The 19,376-nt window shown below is 47.4% G+C and carries 13 protein-coding genes; 6 read left to right on the top strand and 7 right to left on the bottom strand.

The features are described from left to right. The first annotated feature begins 50 nt into the window (after positions 1-50). From D3H65_RS12720 to D3H65_RS12700, 5 genes are all read left to right on the top strand, one after another. Entirely contained in the window at positions 51-1,058 is a 1,008-nt protein-coding gene (locus tag D3H65_RS12720; protein ID WP_119050676.1) for a FecR family protein, read from the top strand. Between the two features lie 41 nt (positions 1,059-1,099). Further along, complete coding sequence (locus tag D3H65_RS12715; protein WP_211345671.1) at positions 1,100-4,456, top strand: SusC/RagA family TonB-linked outer membrane protein; 3,357 nt, start codon at positions 1,100-1,102, stop codon at positions 4,454-4,456. Between the two features lie 9 nt (positions 4,457-4,465). Then, complete coding sequence (locus tag D3H65_RS12710) at positions 4,466-6,097, top strand: RagB/SusD family nutrient uptake outer membrane protein (protein ID WP_119050675.1); 1,632 nt, start codon at positions 4,466-4,468, stop codon at positions 6,095-6,097. 28 nt (positions 6,098-6,125) lie between these two features. Further along, positions 6,126-7,262: a SusE domain-containing protein gene (locus D3H65_RS12705; RefSeq protein WP_119050674.1), complete on the top strand. Its 1,137-nt coding sequence runs from the start codon at positions 6,126-6,128 to the stop codon at positions 7,260-7,262. A gap of 93 nt (positions 7,263-7,355) precedes the next feature. Beyond that, entirely contained in the window at positions 7,356-8,510 is a 1,155-nt protein-coding gene (locus tag D3H65_RS12700; RefSeq protein WP_119050673.1) for a glycoside hydrolase family 76 protein, read from the top strand. 71 nt (positions 8,511-8,581) lie between these two features. Here the strand turns inward: D3H65_RS12700 and D3H65_RS12695 are convergent, their stop codons facing one another. The 6 genes from D3H65_RS12695 to D3H65_RS12670 form a co-directional block, all read right to left on the bottom strand. Continuing rightward, a complete protein-coding gene (locus D3H65_RS12695) occupies positions 8,582-9,766 on the bottom strand; it encodes a hypothetical protein (RefSeq protein WP_162915599.1) in 1,185 nt (394 codons plus the stop codon). A 25-nt stretch (positions 9,767-9,791) separates the two neighbouring features. Next, positions 9,792-10,790 carry a FecR family protein gene (locus D3H65_RS12690; protein ID WP_119050671.1) on the bottom strand — a complete coding sequence of 333 codons (999 nt, stop codon included), beginning with the start codon at positions 10,788-10,790 and terminating at the stop codon, positions 9,792-9,794. A 22-nt stretch (positions 10,791-10,812) separates the two neighbouring features. After that, on the bottom strand, positions 10,813-11,385 hold the full coding sequence (locus tag D3H65_RS12685) for an RNA polymerase sigma-70 factor (RefSeq protein WP_162915598.1): 573 nt from the start codon (positions 11,383-11,385) through the stop codon (positions 10,813-10,815). Positions 11,386-11,649: 264 nt separating this feature from the next. Continuing rightward, positions 11,650-12,600, bottom strand: coding sequence for a T9SS type A sorting domain-containing protein (locus tag D3H65_RS12680; protein WP_119050669.1), 951 nt, complete (start codon positions 12,598-12,600; stop codon positions 11,650-11,652). Positions 12,601-12,645: 45 nt separating this feature from the next. Next, on the bottom strand, positions 12,646-13,344 hold the full coding sequence (locus D3H65_RS12675; RefSeq protein WP_119050668.1) for a BclA C-terminal domain-containing protein: 699 nt from the start codon (positions 13,342-13,344) through the stop codon (positions 12,646-12,648). A 556-nt stretch (positions 13,345-13,900) separates the two neighbouring features. After that, positions 13,901-14,779: an AraC family transcriptional regulator gene (locus D3H65_RS12670; protein ID WP_119050667.1), complete on the bottom strand. Its 879-nt coding sequence runs from the start codon at positions 14,777-14,779 to the stop codon at positions 13,901-13,903. Positions 14,780-14,946: 167 nt separating this feature from the next. On the opposite strand from D3H65_RS12670, the gene D3H65_RS12665 reads away from it, so the two are divergent. Continuing rightward, positions 14,947-16,605, top strand: coding sequence for a UxaA family hydrolase (locus tag D3H65_RS12665; protein ID WP_119054492.1), 1,659 nt, complete (start codon positions 14,947-14,949; stop codon positions 16,603-16,605). 63 nt (positions 16,606-16,668) lie between these two features. Here the strand turns inward: D3H65_RS12665 and D3H65_RS12660 are convergent, their stop codons facing one another. Continuing rightward, on the bottom strand, positions 16,669-19,227 hold the full coding sequence (locus tag D3H65_RS12660; RefSeq protein ID WP_162915597.1) for an ATP-binding protein: 2,559 nt from the start codon (positions 19,225-19,227) through the stop codon (positions 16,669-16,671). Positions 19,228-19,376: the final 149 nt, after the last annotated feature.

The raw sequence follows: 19,376 nt of genomic DNA, 5'->3' as shown, positions 1-19,376 counted from the left end.
ATTCTGTGTCCTTATAGTACCGGCTAACGATTTTTACTTCCGGCTGCTATATGATGGACAAAGACAACTTCCTGCTACTGGTCACTAAAGTACTGTCGGGCAATGCGTTGCCCGGCGATGAGGGGTTACTCCAAAACACCCTGACCAATCAGCCCGATCTCCAACCATTATATGATCAATACAAACGGTATTGGGAACATCAACAACTGAACCAGCCGGCCGATGTGGAACAGGCATTGGCGGCCACCTGGCAAAAGATACACCATGCCCCTGCAGTGGCTGTTGCTGCTATGGAGGCGCCTGTAAGGCGGTTGTTTACTGCCGGACGTATAGCTGCGGCAGCGGTGCTGTTGGGCATGGTATTCATGGCCGCCTGGTTTTGGTTGCCGGGTCGCCGGCAGCCAGCCCTGGAATGGGTAGAGACCTACAATCCGAAAGGAACACATTCTGCTATTGTATTACCTGATGGAAGTAAGGTATGGCTGGCTGCAGACAGCCGCCTGAAGTATCCCCGTCATTTTGCCGGCAACCGCCGGGACCTCTACCTGGAAGGCGAAGCTTTTTTTGAAGTAACACGCAATCCGCAGAAACCTTTTGTGGTGCAGCTGGAAACGGGCGCCGTAAGAGTATTGGGTACCTCCTTCGATATTAAATCCTATAAGTCAAATCCTGAGATCACTACTTCCGTGGCTACCGGCAAAGTAGCCTTCATACCACCACACAGTGATGGGCATGATACGGTATTCCTCACACCCAATAAGAAAGCTATCTACCATACGAAGTTGGGCAAGACCACCGTCAAAGAAACGGATGCACTTGCCGACAAGGCATGGATCGATGGCATCCTGTTGTTTGATGCGCTGACGCTGGAAGAGATTGCGGTGACACTGGAGCGATATTATGGGAAAACAGTTCAATTTAAAGACAAGCAAGTAAAAGGCTATCGTTATACCGGCAAGTTTGCCAACAACTCGCCGGCGGAAATATTGCATTACCTCAGTAAAACCAAAGTATTTACCTATACGGTCTCAGACTCCCTGATCGTCATTGGGAAATAATTGATTGAACGATTGTATTATTCATAAACAAATGTTTGCGTATGAAACTGCGACTGCTGCTCGTGGCTGCCATTGCCTGTATGGCATTCTCCGGTCTGTATGCCGGTACCAGGGGTACTCCACCTGCCTGGAAAGATCAAAAACAAAAAGTAAATGTGGTCTGTAAAGACAAAGACCTTAAATGGATCATCAACCTGCTGGAAAAGCAAACAGGCACCTTGTTTGTATACTCCAATGATGAGCTGGATCTCTCCCAAAAATTGTCGCTGCGTATCAGGGATACGGACTTCGACCAGGCACTGCAAAGGATCTTTATGCCGCTGCATATTGTATGTGAACTGGCCGGTAAAAATGTATTGTTGAAGCCGGAGAAGCGGGAAAACTTCAATGCTGTACCTGTTACAACAGGTGCTATTGGCCGGGAAGTAACCATCACGGGTAAAGTACTCGATGAAAAGCAACAACCGGTGGCCGGCGCTACGGTGCAACTCAAGGGAACCTTTCTCGTAACAACCACGCGTGAGGATGGCAGCTATTCATTAACTGTTCCTGAAGCAAAGGGTACACTCGTGATCAGCTATGTGGGTTACCGGCGCGAAGAAGTGGCCATTACTGGTATTAGTCAGCAAGTAACCCTCAAGCTGATAGATGCCAGTCTTGGTGAAGTAGTGGTGATCGGCTATGGTACCCAACGGCGTGCCAGTGTAAGTGGCGCTGTTGACCAGATCCGGTCTGCCGCACTGGAAGGAAAGCCCAGTGTAAACCTTACGCAATCATTACAGGGTGTGTCGCCCAATCTTATTATCCAGCAACGGAATTCAGAACCCGGAGCAGAGATCAACATCAATATCCGCGGGGTAAGCACGCTCAATAACAATTCACCCTTGATCGTGATTGATGGTATTGCGGGCGGTGACCTCAATCAACTGAACCCTTCCGATATTGATAATATATCTGTGCTGAAAGATGCGGGCAGTGCTGCTATCTACGGATCACGTTCGGCCAATGGGGTGATCCTTATCACCACCAAAAAAGGAAAAAAGAATGCCGGTGCTGCCGTTACCTATAATGGCATGGTGGGTATACAACAGCCAAAGAATTTTTACAAGCCGGTAGAAGGATACGAAAATGCTATGCTGCGCAACGAGGCATTGGTCAATGCCGGTTTGCAACCCATGTATACACCCGATCAGATCCGGGCTTTCAAAGAGCAGGGGAGTGAAGAGTGGATGCTGGATGGGATACAACAGAATGCACTGCAGCAAAACCATAACCTCGGCGTATCCGGCGGCAATGATAAAACTACTTACCTCCTGTCTCTGGGATATGTAGATCAACAAAGTAACCTGGTTGGTCCCAACTTCGGCCTCAAACGTTACAATGCCAGGATCAACCTGGGTACAGAAGTGGGCCGTTTGAAAGTAACGGGTACACTGGCTTATTCCCGCCGCGACATCAAAGAACATTCTTCCAGTACCTCCACGCTCATTGTAGATGCGGCCAGAACCCCCAGGCTGTATAAAATGATCGACGACCAGGGGCGTTATCTCACCAACGATGTGCTGGCAGAATTCAACCCGCTGGGCATCCTGGAGCAGGGCGGTTACCGTACGCACAACGATGATCATCTCTTTGGTAATATCTCCGCAGAACTGAGTATCATAGATGGGTTGAAGTTAAAAGGTGTTGCCGGTGGCAATTTATCAGCCTTACATACCTATGAACGTGTAAGGCAAGTTAATTTCTTTCCCAAGGGGATCTATGGCGCCGATCGCAATACCAACGACCGGTGTGCCAAGAACCTTTTCCTCAATACCCAGCTGATGCTGGAATATCAGAAAGCATTCGGGAAGCACCATATTAATGTACTGGCGGGTTATTCCAATGAGTCAGTGACCAATAAGGAGCAAGCTTTGTATACCAAGTACAATGACAACGAACTGGGAACACCGGTCACTGGTACTGTAATAGACCCGGCAAATTCTTATAATACCAATCGCCGTACTGCAGAAAGCAGCCTGAATTCTTTTTTCGGCCGGGCGGGTTATTCTTATAACGATAAGTATTTCCTGGAGTTTAATTTCCGGTATGATGGTTCTTCCAAGTTTGCTAAAGACCTGCGCTGGGGTTTCTTCCCTTCTGTGTCGGCCGCCTGGCGCGTTACAGAGGAGGGCTTTATGGAAGATTACCGGGCTAAGTTCGGAACGCTTAAGGTGCGTGCTTCCTATGGTGTGCTGGGCAACCAGAGTGTAGACAATTACCAGTTCCAGACTACATACGATATTAATACCCGGAATGTATATGGCTTTAACAACAGCCCGGTGGCGCTGGTCGATTTTACTTTTGCCAATCCTAACCTGCGTTGGGAAAGAGCAGCTACTTTCGATGCCGGTGTGGATGCCACTTTCCTCAAAGACAGGTTGCAGGTAACATTTGATTATTTCAACAAGCTCACCAGCGATATCCTCATTACTCCCTCTATTCCCGGTTTGTTTGGTGGCTCTGTATCAGCCTACAATGCGGGCAAGGTAAGGAATGTTGGTTGGGACCTGAGTCTCAGCTACCGTATTCCCGGCAGGCAGTTTAACCATACCGTCGGCTTCAATATTGGTGATTCACGGAACGAAGTGGTGTACTTCCAGGGAAGTGAACGCATTACCGGGGCCGATGAAATGCAGGTGATACTGCGGGAAGGATTGCCTTTTAATTCCTATATCGGCCTGAAGCGTGATGGGTATTTCCAGACTATTGCTGATATCGAAAATGGTCCTACGCCTACCGGCATTGCGGTGGTGCCGGGTGATATCCGTTATGTAGACCGCAACAAAGACAATGTGATCGATGACCAGGACAAATTTGTGTTGGGCAATCCATTCCCCCGCTATACCTATGGCTTCAACTATGCGGTGAGCTGGAAGCAACTGGATCTATCGATCTTTATACAAGGGGTGGGCAAACGGGATATGTTCCTGCGGGGCGAGCTGGTAGAACCTTTCCATTATAATTATGGACAAACCATGTACCAGCACCAGCTTGATTACTGGACGCCGGTCAATCCGAATGCTAAGTTTCCAAGGCTGGCTGCTGTAAACAGCCCTTCCAATACCAATAACTTCCGCCGTGGCTCTGATCTCTATTTGTTTGATGCGGCCTATGCAAGGCTTAAGAACCTGCAGATCGGTTATTCGCTGCCTGCACAATGGATCAATAAGGCTGGTATGCAAAGAGCAAGGTTCTTCCTGGTGGGGCAAAACCTGCTTACGATCGCAGGGGTATCCTTTGTAGACCCGGAGATATCAGAGTTTAATAGTAACCTCAGCAATAGTGGCGCCAACAGTGGCCGTAATTATCCTACGCCCATCTTTTACGGTATTGGTTTAGACATCACTTTTAAATAACGCTGCCATATGATACACAGAACAATCTTCAAAACTGCTTTTGCACTGCTGATGTTGCTTGCAGCAGCGTCGTGCAAGAAACTGGACCTGGCGCCCACCGACCGGTTCACTGATGCTACTTACTGGAGCTCTCCGGACAAAGCGGCCATTGTATTGAATACAGCTTATGCGCAGATGTTTGGGACAAGTACCTTCTTTTATAACGAAGGGCTTTCCGACAATGCCTATAGCGGCCGTGGAGACCAGGATGGTGTGACCTCCATCTCTTCGGGCCTGGCCGATGCCTCCTTACCCCGTTTCAAAAATGAATGGAACGACCGTTATAAATGTATTAAGACCTGCAACATCGTATTGGAGAATATAGACCGGGTGCCCAATTTCCAGGAGGGGCTTAAGAACAGGATGAAAGCAGAGGCCCGTGTGATCCGTGCTTTTCAATACTTCCAGCTTTATACCTGGTATGGAGATGTGCCGTTGTTTGACCACGATCTGTCTGTACCGGAATCTCAAACGATTGCCCGCTCCCCGCGTGCACAGGTGGTTGATTTTGTGTTGAAAGAATTGGAGGAGTCAGCCGCCTTGTTACCCGTCAACACACAATACCCGGCAGCAGACCGCGGACGCATTACCAAGGGTGCTGCCCTCGCTCTGAAAGCGCGTGCGTTGTTGTATGAAGGCCGCTGGCAGGATGTGGTCAACGCCACCGAACCTTTTATAACAGGGAATACGCTGGGTACTTATAGCCTGTTCAACAGTTATGAAGGATTGTTCCTGCCACAGAATGAATACAACAATGAAGTGATCTTCGACCTGCAGTTTGTACCGGAATCAAAGACCTTTAGTGTGTTCTTTGACCTGGTGCCCTTAAGTGTAGGGGCACGCCTGAACGCCATGGCCCCCACGCAGGAGCTGGTGGATGATTATGTGATGCTGAACGGAAAAGGCATCAAAGAAGCGGGCTCAGGCTACAATGAAAATGATCCCTATGTGAATCGTGATCCACGCCTTACCAATACGGTGGTGTACCACAATTACAAATGGAAAAAGCCGGATAACAGTCTTCAGACGATCTATATCAAGCCGGGCAGCGATCCCAATAGTACTAAGCTGGATGAGTATGTAGCCGGCGGAGTAAGTTCCCCCACCGGTTATTATACCCGCAAGTATTATGATCCCACCTCCATCAACAATTTTAATTCGGGGCTCAACCTGATCCTCATCCGCTATGCTGATATTTTATTGATGTATGCGGAAGCCAAACAAGCGCTGGGCCAGTTGACGGAAGCTATATGGAATCAAACCATCCGGGCATTGCGGGTGCGTGCAGGCTTTACAGAGGCAGAAGCATTGAACTTTAACAATGGCTGGACGGCAGATCAACGTACAGCCATTATACGCAGAGAGCGGCGTGCAGAGCTGGCGTTGGAAGGTCTGCGCATCTTTGATATCCGCCGGTGGAAAACAGCTGAAACGGTATTGAATGGATGGGTGCATGGCGCCAAATATGGAGAGCCTACAGTAGACAATGGCTATATCCGGGTGAACCAGCGCAGCTTTGATCCCGCCAAACATTACCTGTGGGCAATACCACGCGATGAACGAAACCTCAACAAGAACCTTAGCCAGAACAATTCCTGGTAATCAATCATGAACTCATAAACGCTTCAATATGAAAAAGAATATACTGTCAACTATAACCATGGGCCTGGCGCTATTGGCCTTCCTGGGTTGTAAGAAAGATAAGAACATGGACCATACAGCAGTAACAGCTGTGAAAAATATCTTCACACCTGAAGACAACCGCTTTGTAAAACTATTGCCGGCTACATCGGCCAGCGTGGTATTTGAGTGGGAGCAGGCCAAGGCGGAAGATGGCGGACTGGTGATGTATGAGATCGCTTTTGATAAGGAAGGCGGTGATTTTAGCAAGCCGGTCTATAAAATGGTTACAGACAACGGCGGCGTATACAATAAAGCCACGGTGACCCATAAAACCTTGAACCTGGTGGCCAACCTGGCGGGCATCCCTTCGCTAGGTACGGGTAAATTGAAATGGACGATCTATTCTTCCAAAGGGATCAATGAAGTAAAGGCCGATGCCAGCCGCACCATTCAGGTACAACGCCCGGCAGGTTTTGCTACCGTGCCAGCCGATGTATTCATAACCGGCTCTGCTACAGAAGCAGGAGCCGACCTCGCCAATGCAGGGCAGCTTAAGCAGGTGTCCAATGGTGTATTTGAGATTTATACCTCTCTCAAGGCCGGTACCTACCAATTTGTCGACCGCAAGTCAGGCACGCCGGTTGCTTACTCCATCAGTGGCACAGACCTTAAGGAAGGTGGTTCTACCACGGTATCGGGCGCCACCAAAGTGTATCGCATCAACCTCGACTTTAACAATGCTTCAGTAACCCTCACGGAGATCAAAGAAGTGGGATTGTGGTTTGCTCCCAACAATACGATCTACTTCAACCTTAATTATACAGCCAATGGGGTGTGGAAAGCCGAAAATCAATCTATTGTTTTCAAACAAGAGAGCTGGGGCAGGGATGAGCGCTATAAGTTCCGCTTTAAAGTGAGTGATGGCACTACAGATAGTTTTGAGTGGATGGGAAGCAGCAATGCAGATAACCAACGTCCAGCGCCGGGCACGGCAGCTGCTTATTGGTACCTCATCAAGATAGTCAGCAATGACCAGTGGAACTACTGTTACAAGTTTGCGACGGAAGCAGACAATAAAAATTGTGATGTGTTGGTGAGTTTCCCTGCGGGATCGCCCTATACGCACCAGGTAGTGGTGAAGTAATTTGAAGGCAACGAGGCAAAGAGGCAACAAGCCAGCGAGGAAAAACTTTCGACAATTGAAGGTGAGTTAATAATGATCAAATAAACGAATAGCATGAAGCTTTCTATATTGTTGGCCTGTGCAGGGCTATGGCTGCTGCCGGGCTGTGTAAAGAATTATGATGATGTGGTGATCACCGGCGATCAGTCGGGGATCAACAAGTATGAGGTTAACTGGGCGGCGGCGGCCGACAGCAGCAGCGGTTCGCTGGTGCTCAATTTCTGGAATCCTTCGGGTAAGTATTTTAACCGTACCAGCAATGGCAATACTGAGTTTCACTACTGGCCGCAGGCGCATGCGCTTGATGTGCTGGTAGATGCTTACGCCCGCACCAACGACAATAAATACCGTACGCTTATGGACGATTGGATGGTGGGCGTAAAGCAGAAGAACGGGAATACTTTCCTCAATGAATTTTATGATGATATGGAGTGGAATGGCCTGGCGATGCTGCGGGCCTACACCGCTACCAACGATGGCAAGTTCAAAACCGGCGCCGACCAGGTATGGGCTGATATCAAAAATGGGTGGAATACCAATATGGGCGGCGGCATTGCCTGGCGCAAAGCCCAGCCTGCTTATAAGAATACACCAGCCAATGCACCTGCCTGTATATTGGCTGCCCGCCTGTACCAGCAATTCAAACAGCCGGCAGACCTGGATTTTGCCCGGAAGATCTACACCTGGCTGAAAGATAGTTTGTATGAAGCAGGTACGGGTTGGGTGTATGATGGCATCAATGCCAACGGAGATGGCCTGCGCAGTACCTGGAAATTTACTTACAACCAGGGTACTTTTATTGGCGCGGCCCTGGAGTTGTATGATATCACCAAAGATCCCCTGTTTCTGAATGATGCTATGAAGGTGGCCAATTTCACCTTGTCAGATAATACCCTTACCAATGGGGCCGACCGCTTGCTGCGTGATGAAGGTGGTGGCGATGGTGGATTGTTCAAAGGGATCTTTGTACGGTATTTTACGGCCCTGATCCTGCATCCCGATCTGCCCGACGCTTACCGCAAGCGCTATATTGCTTACCTGAAAAATAACTTTGAGACGCTGTGGTATCAAGGTACCCGCAAGCCGGTCGTGTTGTTTGGCAGCTATTGGAAAACCAAGCCCGGCAACGAAACGGAAATGCCGATCCAATTAAGCGGGGCTATGCTGATAGAAGCGGCGGCGTTACTGAAGAAGAGTAATATGTTCTAAGATCAGATGGGCTGCGAAAAAAGATGACAAGGCTGCCTGTAAAGGTGGCCTTTTTTGTTGTTGGCCTCGCCTCAAAACCGTTTGCCTATTGATAAGGCTGCCTGGGGTATGAGATCGCCTTCGGTATCTGTTTGGATTCCTCCTTTTATGCCCAGTAGCAGGTTGTTGTTGAAGGTAAAGTTGTAATGGAGTTGGAACAGCAGGCCTGCGGAGATCGTATTTTGTTTATTCCAGTTGTAGAAGTTGAAAAGAAACTCGGGGTTGCCTGATGTTTGTGGGCTGGTGACGCTGTACCCGTCTGGTGAAGCCGATTGGTATCTTCCAAATCCGCCCAGGCTGAACATGATCTCATGATGTATGCTCCTGAGTGCACTTAATTGAGCATTGATGCCTAGCTGAGCCCCGGCAGTAGTAAAGGGTACGGATGCATCTGTGCGGATATGGGTAGTTGGATTGGTGTAGGTATAGTCATCCTTGTCATGATTGATGGTGCCGCGGATATTGACGTTCAGCGAGAAGGCATGGCTCAGGTACCTGGTATAGTCTGCACCAAATACGATCCCATCCATATCGCCGCTGCCATGCCTGCTGTACCCTGCTATTAGCTGGAAGGCTTCATCGGCCGGTTCGCCTGCTGGTGATCCCTGAGGGGCATCTCTTCGGGATGGCAATGGTGTTGGCGGATTAGTGGAGTTGGATGGCGCTGCCTTTTTGGTTGAAGTTGTTTTCTTCCGGGTAAGGGCCTGTGCGGTAGCATTTGCAGGGCTGACTGGCGGGGCAGGTTGTTGGAAAAAGGTGTCCTTTTGTGAGGGCTGACTACTATCGATGAGGATGGTCACCGGGGTGGGTGAGGGCTTCTGGCTGGATTTACCCGTTGCTTTGGGGGGTATGATACGGGAGGTCCCTGTGGTGGGCCGCTTATGGGGTGTAAAAACTCCACTTTGGTTGTTTTCAAACAGGATGATGTGGTTACTTACCACTTTGTGCTGTATGCCTATGTCTTTCCTGAGTGTAATTAACCATTGGGAGAGTGTTTGCTGCTGCTTTGAAACAGTAAGTGTTTGGGAAGGGCTGATCTTATTGGTACTGAAGGAAAATTCAACGCCGGTTTGCCTGGAAAATGATTTGAGCAGGGAATCGATCCGGATGGATCTGCCGGTGATGGTAATCGGTTTGTCAAAAGTGACATTGCTTACCTGTGCGGCAGCGGTTAAATGTAAACAGGTTAGTATGATGATGATAAAAAAGGATGGCATGTGCTTTACAGTTTTTGAGGTTGAACTAATGGCAGCCATTTCCACTGATGAAGATGGTATTGCCTTGTTGCCGGTAGGTGGTATTGAGCGTAGCATTGATGATATTGAGTATATAGGGTAATGACTTGTTGTCGAACTGGGCAGAGAGCCGGCAGCCGTTAAATTGTTGTGTATCGAGGTTGATGGTCACGTTGAAAGCTTTTTCCAGGTACCGGCAGGCATCGATGACAGCCATATCATTGAATGAAAAGGTCCTGGTGGCATAGCCGATGCTGTTGATATCGAGTGAATCCCTTACATATAGTGCCTGTCGCTGCTTATTGTAGATGCCGGTTTGACCTTTATTGACGGTGATCTCTTTTTGTGGTGTATACATTTTTACCACGCCCGATTGCACCTGCACTTCTATGTTTCCAGACGGCGTAACGTCCCTTACATTAAAAGAAGTGCCCACCACTTTGATGGTCAGATCATATACGCTGATCACGAAAGGTTTGCTTTTGTCGGGGACTACGTTGAAATAGCATTCGCCTTTCATGGCTACCTGGCGATCCGATTTGTTGAAGCCGGCCGTATACACTACTTCGCTGTTCTTATTGATGGTGATGGTGGAGCCGTCGGGCATGGTATCTGTTCTTAACGCATTGGTGGTGGCTTTGGTAATTTGGTTGGCCCCACTGTTTGGATGTTCCTTGGTACGGGTAAACCAATAAACAGCAGCCAGGATCAGGAGGCCGATAACGGCGGCCGCTGCGTAGTGGTTACGGAGCCGTCTTATGATAGCGGCCGGCCGGTTAGCTGTCAACAGCGGCTCCAGTTCTGCCCAGGCCTGCTGAGGGGCTGGTGGCTGGGGGATTGCTGTGCCGGGTAGCTGGTTCCAGAGGGCGGCGATCCGCTTGAATTCCCGGGCATTTTCCGGCGCTGCCAGCCAGTCGTCCAATAACATGGCTTCGGCGGCGTTGGCTTCACCGGCCAGGTATTTGGAGATGAGTTCGGAAATGGATGGATGGTGGTGTGCATTCATTGGTTGTGCATTATTCCGGGGTTCAAATAAAAAGGTACATGACCCATATCATGGCCAGGTCTGTCAATTGTTCTCTCAGGGCTTTCAGGGCTTTTCCCATCTGTACTTCTACTGTTTTGACGGAGATATTCATTTCGGCGGCGATGGTGGCATATTTTTTCCCCTCCAGGCGGCTTTTGCAAAAGACTTCCTTACAGCGAGGAGGGAGGCCGTCAATAGCCTGCCTGATCCTTTCCCTGATCTCCTTTTCCTCGGCGGTGTTGCTGTTGCTGATACTATCAGTAGCTGTGATATGTGGATGATGGCTTTCCCGCACCTTGCGATTCCTGACGGTATTGAGCGAGAGGTGATAAACGGTTGTGTATAAATAAGCGCGGGCAGCGGCGGCAACATTCAATGTTGAACGTTTCTCCCATAATTTAACGAAGGCGGATTGAACAATGTCTTTTGCCTCGGCATTGTCTTTAACAATGGTAAAGGCATAGCCAAATAATTTCTCAAAATACTCCTGAAAGCATTGTTTGTAGTGGTCTTCCACTGTAGTAAATACCTGTTTATGGTTAAAGGCGCTTTTGGTAAAGCTTGTCTTTGGCAAAATGAGTATCATATTGCTTAGACACGCGAATGATAAAAAGCCCTTATCTGCTGCGGGCGGATATTGGGCTTAATGTAAGCTGTTTTTATGAATGGCGGTTATAAACAGGACAGACTACCGGTTCCGTCCCATGAAAGGAAGCAGAGGCAGGCGCTGGCTGTTCATTCGGGAGGGGTAAAACAAAAGGGATGCATCAAATTAATGATGCACCCCTTTCTATGTGCGCCCGAAGTATCCGTGGTTGTTTAAGTGGCTATATCAAGTCTACAGTTGTATTTTTCTTGACAGTTTTTGTCCGTCCACTACATAGTGTATGACATAGGTGCCCGGGATAAGTCCATTGATCTCACATTGTTGGCTGGCCACATTACGTGTTTGCAACAGTTGTCCCTTCATATCGTATACCTGTACAGTAGTGGGAGCTGATCCACTAAAGTAAAGCAAAGTATTGCTGCCGCTGCGCATAACACGCAGGCTGGAAGCTGCATTGTTGTTGTGTACGGTGACAATACGGGAGTATACGCGGTCTCCGCTGTAGTCTACCCCTGCCACCCGATAATACCGGGTAGTGAAGTTCATGTCATTGTGCTGGTAACTAAAGCTCTTGCTGCCTGGCGTGGGCGTGATGGAGGAGGCCACTGACCAGTTACGTCCATCATTGCTGTACTCAACATCGAATGTGTTTAGTCCATCGATATCGGCCATTTGCCAGTTTAAGAGTACATATAGCTCTTTGGCGGTGGCTGAAAATCCCGAATAGATAATGGGAAGGGCCACGCCGGCCGAAGTGGCTGTTACCCTGTCGAAGGTAAGGCCTGCGGCCTGGTAGCTTACGTAATTTGCTACCGTATTTACGGTGCTGGTGGAAGTGGTTGTCCAGGTGCCATTCCGGGTGGCTATCTGCAACAGTGTTTCTGTATTGCCGGCCAGTTCAGCATCGCTGTATATAATGCCTACTTCGCCTGAATAAGTAATAGACGCAGCGAAGTCATATACGCGGGCAATGCTGTTGGTGCCGGGTGTAGCACCTGGCATGGGTGTGTAACCGTGTGTGAGCGTGTTGGTGTTGATGGTAATGCCTACAGTGGGTATGAGCACCAGGCTATCGGCTGTGAAGGTGGTGCCAGCCGCAATAAAGATCGTGCCTATACCAACCTGGCTCTTGCCCGGAACGGCCAACAGCAGGCTGCACATACAATATAATAAGTATCGCATTGTTTGAATTTTAGGGTGAACTAATAATTTTGTGAGTACCAAAAATTATTCAACCCTTTGTATGGTCATAAAAGCTCCCTGGCTGGAAGGAAGAAGCACTACGGCTCCCAGCAACCCAAATAGCTCGACACTGATAGTTGAGCCAGCTGTTAAGTTGAGAATTACTTCAGCTGATAGGCGGTTAACTGATAGCACGGGTGCAACAGTACCAGCAGGGCTAACTGTACCGTTGATCCTCAACTGGGAACTTACCAGCAAAGCGGCATTCATGTTGATGCCATAAGCGATCCTGTATCGTCCCGCCTGGGCGACGGTAAACACGGTATTCGCTCCGTTAACGGTAACGTTTGATCCCAGGCTTTGATTACTGGGCAGGGGAATGGGTGTACCACCCAATATTACGGCAATAACCGAGCCCAATGTATTGGAGGCAAACCCGGTTGAGGTGCCAAAAGAAATGTTGGTAAGATCTGTAGTGTTGGTGAGTCGTATCCACGCGCCTGAGATATGCATCCATAAACCTGAAACAGCGTCAGTTTGGTAGACTATCAAACCATCGGCCGGTGTGGCAATGGCAATTCTTTGTGCGCTGGTCATACGGGGAAGTAAGACACCCCTGGTTGTTGACTGAACATCCAATGCTGCACTGGCATTGGGTGTTGTAGTTCCGATACCTACCTGGGCTTGTGCAAACATGGTTGAAGCCAGGATAAATGCTGCAAGGATGATTAGATTTCTTTTCATAGTCTGTATAATGATAGTGATTAAATAAAATGAGATGTTGAGTTATAAGCAATACATTATTGAATCAGCACTTGTCAAATACAAGCTGAGCATAAGAAACTCAATAATGGTAATAACATACCACTACACGAGTGTCGTATAGGTAATTAATGTGAAGCTTTTCGCATAAACTGCCATAGCCGGACAGGCCAAGGCACCATGCGTACATGGGACTGTTTTAATGAAATGGTGAAACCCTGTGATTTGGTTGGGACTTAACGTTGCTGCTTGTGCAATAATCAGATCCAGCTAGTTCAGAAAAAAAGGAGAATCGGTCTATCTGCTTCCTGGTACGGTGCTCATGAGAAACGGAGGAAGCAAATTCTACTAATCAGGTGTGAATGATAAGGTCTTGTAAAAATAAAGGATTTGATTTGAATAAATACTTTAAATTATTTTTTTAATCGTCTATGCATAAGGTATTTTTTTCCCAGTTTAGGAATGAGTGAGGAGAAGCCGTTTTTGGATAAACAAAAGGATGCCAGAAAGCCTGGATTTGGTCGGATTCGGGTATATGTTAAAGAGAGAATGGAGAGGAATGTTCTTTTTTATACTCATTGGGTGTTTTGCCGGTGATCTCCTTAAAGTAACGATAGAAATTGGTGATATTGTTGAAGCCACTTTCCATGCAAATTTGTGCCGGTGTTTTGTCTGTCTCTATCAATAATTTGCAGGCATCTCCTACACGAAGTTCCTGTAAAAGTCTCGAGTAGTTTTTCCTGGTCCTTGATTTAAAATACCGGCAAAAAGAGTGGGGGCTCAGGCAAGCTACTTTTGCAATCTCAGCCGTAGAGATGGGTGATCTGAAGTTGGTTAGTGTGTAAGCATAAATATTGTTGATACGGTCATTCTCTTTTTCCTCAAAGTCTGGTTGGAATCCTTCTGTGCACAATAATTCCGGTCTGGCAGTCCGGGCAATGAGGTCCAGGCATTGCAGCAGCAGGATGATCTTTGTGGTGTCGGTAGCAGTGAGCATCAGATCAAGCAGCCTGATTATTTCTCCTTTTATTTTGGCGGCTATTTTAATTCCCTTCCTGGCGTTTTTGAATAATTCCTTTAAGCGCCGGTTCTCCGGCAATTCAAGAAACGGACGTCCCCAAAAAGTCTCCTGAAAATGCGCCACTGTGGCTTTGGCTTTTAACTTAGGACTGCCAGCAAAATACTTATCGTCACACCGCCAGTAGTGGGGGAGGCCTGAGCCTATGAGCAAGACATCCCCGTCTTTAAACCTTTTGATACTATTACCAACAAACTGGGTTCCTGTACCTTTTTCAATGTACAGCAGTTCAATTTCCGGATGATAATGCCACCTGTTGTAAAAGAATGGAGTTACGTCTTTTCTGATGCTAAAAGATGCTTCAGGCTTGAGCGAAACTTTCAGGAGATGGGGTTTCATTGTATGATTTTTGCTATAATCGCTCTAAGTTAGAGCATCGAAAGCCAAAATAGTACAAAAGGATGCTCCTTTTTTGAGTAGAGCCATAGTGGAAAATGAATAATTTCATGTTTCCGGGCCAGTGAGCAATCAACCCCAAAGCCCGCATGGATAAAATAAACAATTACATGGGATCAACTAGTTATTTGCAGATACATCCGGCCGACAATGTACTGGTAGCGTTAAAAGACCTGCCTGCCGGCAATGAGATCACTGCTGATGAAGTGTGTTTTACCTTAAAGGAACCTATCAAAGCAAAACATAAACTGGCTGCGCGGGATCTTTTGGAGGGCCATGATATCATTATGTACGGCGTTCTTGTAGGGAGGGCCGTGGCGCCCATTCCACAAGGTGGTTTGTTGACCACCAAAAATATTGTGCACGCCAGTAATAGTTTCTCTGTGCAGGAAAGGAACCTTGCCTGGGAGAAACCGGATATTGCAAAGTTTGCAAACCGGACCTTTTCGGGTTTTCACCGGGCCGATGGTAAAGTGGGGACTGCGAATTACTGGTTGGTGATCCCGATGGTCTTTTGTGAGAACAGGAATGTGACAATTCTCAAAGAGGCGCTGGTCGAGAAACTGGGGTATACCAGGAAAAGCATTTACCAGGAAAAAACAGCAGTGCTGGTAGAACTTTATCAACGGGGAGCGGGCATGGAAGCTATTTTACAGGCAGATATTAATACCAATAGCATAACCGGGCAGGTTACCCCCCGGTTGTTTGAGAACATAGACGGTATCAAGTTCCTGACGCATGACATGGGTTGTGGTGGTACACGGTCGGATTCCAACGCCCTGTGCGGATTGCTGGCGGGTTATATTGCCCATTCCAATGTAGCGGGGGCCACGGTGCTTAGCCTGGGATGTCAGCATGCGCAGGTGGATATCCTTAAAGAGGAGGTAGAAAAACGCCTGGGCGTTTTTAAAAAGCCGTTGCTGGTGTTTGAGCAGCAAATAGAAGGAACGGAAGAGCAATTGGTCAATGAGGCATTGAAGCAAACTTTTGTTGGTTTGGTAGCAGCCAACCAGCAAAAAAGAGCGCCGGCTAGGCTGGATAAATTATGTATTGGATTGGAGTGTGGGGGCTCGGATGGGTTTTCGGGTATTTCGGCCAATCCTGCTATTGGGTATACTTCTGATCTGCTGGTAGCATTGGGTGGTTCGGTGATCCTGTCGGAGTTTCCTGAATTGTGTGGTGTAGAGCAGGACCTGAGTGACCGCTGCCTGGATGAAACGAAGGCGGAGAAGTTTATTCACCTGATGAAGACCTACAATGCCCTGGCGGAAGCCGGCGGCAGTGGTTTTTATGCCAATCCTTCGCCCGGTAATATAAAAGACGGGTTGATTACCGATGCCATCAAATCGGCCGGGGCGGCCAAAAAGGGAGGCAGCTCGCCGGTGGTGGATGTGTTGGACTACCCGGAGTTTGTGACCAAACCAGGTCTGAATTTATTGTGTACACCCGGCAGTGATGTGGAAAGCACGACGGCTGAGGTAGGGGCGGGGGCCAATATTGTATTGTTTACAACCGGATTGGGTACGCCGACAGGCAATCCCATCAGTCCGGTCATCAAACTATCCACTAATACTGCCTTAGCACAAAAGATGCCGGATATTATTGATATTAATTGCGGGACGATCATCGATGGACAGGAAACCATTGAGCAGGCAGGAGAAAGGATATTGAACTATGTCATTGACGTGGCCAGCGGTAATGTGCGGCCAAAGTCAGTTGAATTGGAACAGGATGATTTTATTCCCTGGAAACGGGGCGTGAGTTTATAAGTGACGCTGGTTTGAACTATTAAACATTGTCACGGGGGGGAAGCTCGTTTAGGTTATTGCAGTCTACTCCTTAATGGCGCCCAATTTCAGGCTTTCGGGGATAATATTGGTATGCCTTCTAATTTCATCTATCATTCTTTCTGGTGTATTGAAAATAAATATACGATCAGAATTTGGGTCGGTGCTAACAATGCTAGGTATCAGCATATTGAGGCCTTGGAATACATGTTTTATTTGCAGTGCAGAGGGATGACCTTTTTGCCCTGAAAGGTCACGATATTTCTGTGCGATCGTACTACATGTGAATACGTCCGGGGTTTCAGGCGTCATCAGCTGCGTCAAGGTCTTTGCCAGAAGTGGAAGATTGACTTGACTTCTTTGTTCCATTTCAGCACCTAAGTCATTAACCCATTTATCGACTTTGCCTGGATCATATAGTTTGAATAGCTCCTGCAGCTGGTTTAAGTTAATAGGGCCGAAGCCGATACAAATCGATAGCAGCTTTGCCAGGGTTCGCGCGGTCATAGGAGTAATCTGATTGTTCTCCATCTCTTTTTCCAGTGCTCCTTCCTGAAAGGCCGGGGCAACAACTAACGTATAATTAGCGTTGTGGTCACGTTTGTGCCTGGATAATCCTGCTGCATGTACATTTCCAGTTTGCACAGCATTGTGTTTGGTCGCTTTGGTATCGTAGGTTAGTTTGTACGTGAAGTTTTGTTGGTCGGCAATTGGGCTCAGGTATGCGGTCGCTACACCTTCCGGCTGCCCCTTCTGTCCCATTCTCGTAACCTGTAGCCCCAGGTATTCTAATGCGTCTCCAACAATTTCTTCAAACGGTTTTGCCTGATCTTTCCATTCATCTAAAGCATGGATGATTGAGGGGGCTGAATTTCTTCTTATCTGGGCTATAAGACGTTGCGAACGATCGCGATGCATAAAGTAGTCATTGCATGCTTCCATTGGTAACCCGGAGCTTAAAAGATAGGAGTCTGCAATAAGCTGTGCAGTAAGTATATCCTGAAGAAGTTGATTTTGTTCCTTTGTCGTGGAATTAGCAACTGCAAATGGGTGATTTTTATTGATAATAATCTTTCGTTCTTTGACATCGTACTTGGACAACAAATCTTTAGGATCTTTTTCCTGGAACTCAATGTTTCCGAGGGTGTCGATAGTGCCATACTTCGTGTTTTTTAACCACTCATTTATTAAATTACCTGTATCCGGCCTTACTTCAAGGTCTATTATAGAGGGGGGGATGCTAGCCTCTGTGAATGATTTGGATATAACATTTGCTAGTGGTGTAAGTGGGAGACCCTCAAGATTGTCTTTGCGTGTTTGGGCCAAGGCTTTAAATGTGGCATCTTGCTGGTTGCTTTCTTCACGTCTGGCCATGTTAAATATTTCATGAAGCAGATTTCTAACAAGCTTTACCTTATTGCCTTCAGCTAAGGTTTCACGATTGACAGAAATGTGCTCGTCGAGTTCATCAACCCGAATAGCTACTCGAAGTCTGGCAAATACTCCATGATTAAGATTGGGGAGTTTGAATTGGTTATCCTCATAGTTTACCACCCGGCCCAGCACATTCACAAAAAAGCCGTGTGATACGCCCATATGGTCGCTCTTTCGGCCAGATAGGTTTTCTTTAAAAAGTGTTATCGTCCCGGTTACTTCTCCCAAACCTGGTACTTGTATATGAGGATAAGGTTTTTCATTTCGGGTAATTGATAAGGCATTGCCATTGGTGCCGGAGATCGTATCGAAAGGTAGCTTCGAACCAATTTGCCAGGATTGGGAAATTGGTGTTTCGTACTTGGATGATTCTACTGGCTCTTCATTAACCTGTATTGCCAGCGAGGCGCCTAGGGGAAGTGCGGTGCTTAGCATGTATCTGACCCAGCCTTTTTTTATTGCTTGGCCTTTTGGTTTTAAGCTGGTAAGTATTGCCAAGGTCCAAGTGTCGCTGTTTTGTTGCAAAATAGGATCTGCTCCGCCAAATTCATTGACGCTGTCATTTCTGACGTTTATTTTCGGAATCCCATCCTTGATGAGTTGGAAAGCTGCTTTTCCACCGGCGTAGCTTTCCAAAATAGATTCCAAAGCACTTTCGTTTGGAATATGCCTCACAGAGAGCGGGAGTTTATCAAGGTGTTTATCGGTAGCCTCGTCAATCTGGCGATAGTCCATAGTAACGATGCGGATGACGCCATCGGCCGCTTTACAGATATAGGTGAGTTCATTACAAAGCACATAGGTTGAGAGCTTGCCCACGCCGAACTTACCGATTTTTTTTCGTCCAGATTTTGTATGGCTAGTTCGCTTATCCGATTCTGCTACAGTCCACAATTGTTGGAAACCGTCGATATCCATCGAATTACCATTGTCCAGTATAGCAATGGATGCGTTGGTATGTGAAGGACTATCGGGCAGGCTTACATAGACTCTGGAGGCCTCCGCATCCCAAGAATTAGTTACCAACTCTTCAAACGCCTTATTGGGAGAAGAATATAGGTGTTCGCTCAGCAAAGACATGAATTGCGGACTGAATTTAACTTGGATATTTTGTATATGTTCTCCAGCAACTGCTATTGTACTTTTATTCTGTGGAGGAGCGGGAGCCATTGTTGGCAGATTATCTTCCATTTAGATAGAACGAACAAGCCAACTTGGTTAACCATTAAAAAATAGTAAAAAATGAAGTAGAAATGAGTAAAAATACGTTTTTATATTGTTAAGTGGTTGATACTCTTGGCAACTTCAACAACCTGCTT

It is taken from the genome of Paraflavitalea soli (genome assembly GCF_003555545.1).
GTDB lineage: Bacteria > Bacteroidota > Bacteroidia > Chitinophagales > Chitinophagaceae > Paraflavitalea > Paraflavitalea soli.
The sequence above is the reverse complement of the archived record's forward strand: the minus strand, read 5'-3'. Positions and strand labels throughout refer to the sequence as shown.

Coding starts and splice junctions, on each gene's coding strand:
- D3H65_RS12660 (WP_162915597.1), bottom strand. CDS start 19,227: ATGGCTCCCGCTCCTCCACAGAATAAAAGTACAATAGCAGTTGCTGGA.
- D3H65_RS12720 (WP_119050676.1), top strand. CDS start 51: ATGATGGACAAAGACAACTTCCTGCTACTGGTCACTAAAGTACTGTCG.
- D3H65_RS12695 (WP_162915599.1), bottom strand. CDS start 9,766: ATGCCATCCTTTTTTATCATCATCATACTAACCTGTTTACATTTAACC.
- D3H65_RS12665 (WP_119054492.1), top strand. CDS start 14,947: ATGGGATCAACTAGTTATTTGCAGATACATCCGGCCGACAATGTACTG.
- D3H65_RS12690 (WP_119050671.1), bottom strand. CDS start 10,790: ATGAATGCACACCACCATCCATCCATTTCCGAACTCATCTCCAAATAC.
- D3H65_RS12670 (WP_119050667.1), bottom strand. CDS start 14,779: ATGAAACCCCATCTCCTGAAAGTTTCGCTCAAGCCTGAAGCATCTTTT.
- D3H65_RS12715 (WP_211345671.1), top strand. CDS start 1,100: ATGAAACTGCGACTGCTGCTCGTGGCTGCCATTGCCTGTATGGCATTC.
- D3H65_RS12705 (WP_119050674.1), top strand. CDS start 6,126: ATGAAAAAGAATATACTGTCAACTATAACCATGGGCCTGGCGCTATTG.
- D3H65_RS12710 (WP_119050675.1), top strand. CDS start 4,466: ATGATACACAGAACAATCTTCAAAACTGCTTTTGCACTGCTGATGTTG.
- D3H65_RS12680 (WP_119050669.1), bottom strand. CDS start 12,600: ATGCGATACTTATTATATTGTATGTGCAGCCTGCTGTTGGCCGTTCCG.
- D3H65_RS12675 (WP_119050668.1), bottom strand. CDS start 13,344: ATGAAAAGAAATCTAATCATCCTTGCAGCATTTATCCTGGCTTCAACC.
- D3H65_RS12700 (WP_119050673.1), top strand. CDS start 7,356: ATGAAGCTTTCTATATTGTTGGCCTGTGCAGGGCTATGGCTGCTGCCG.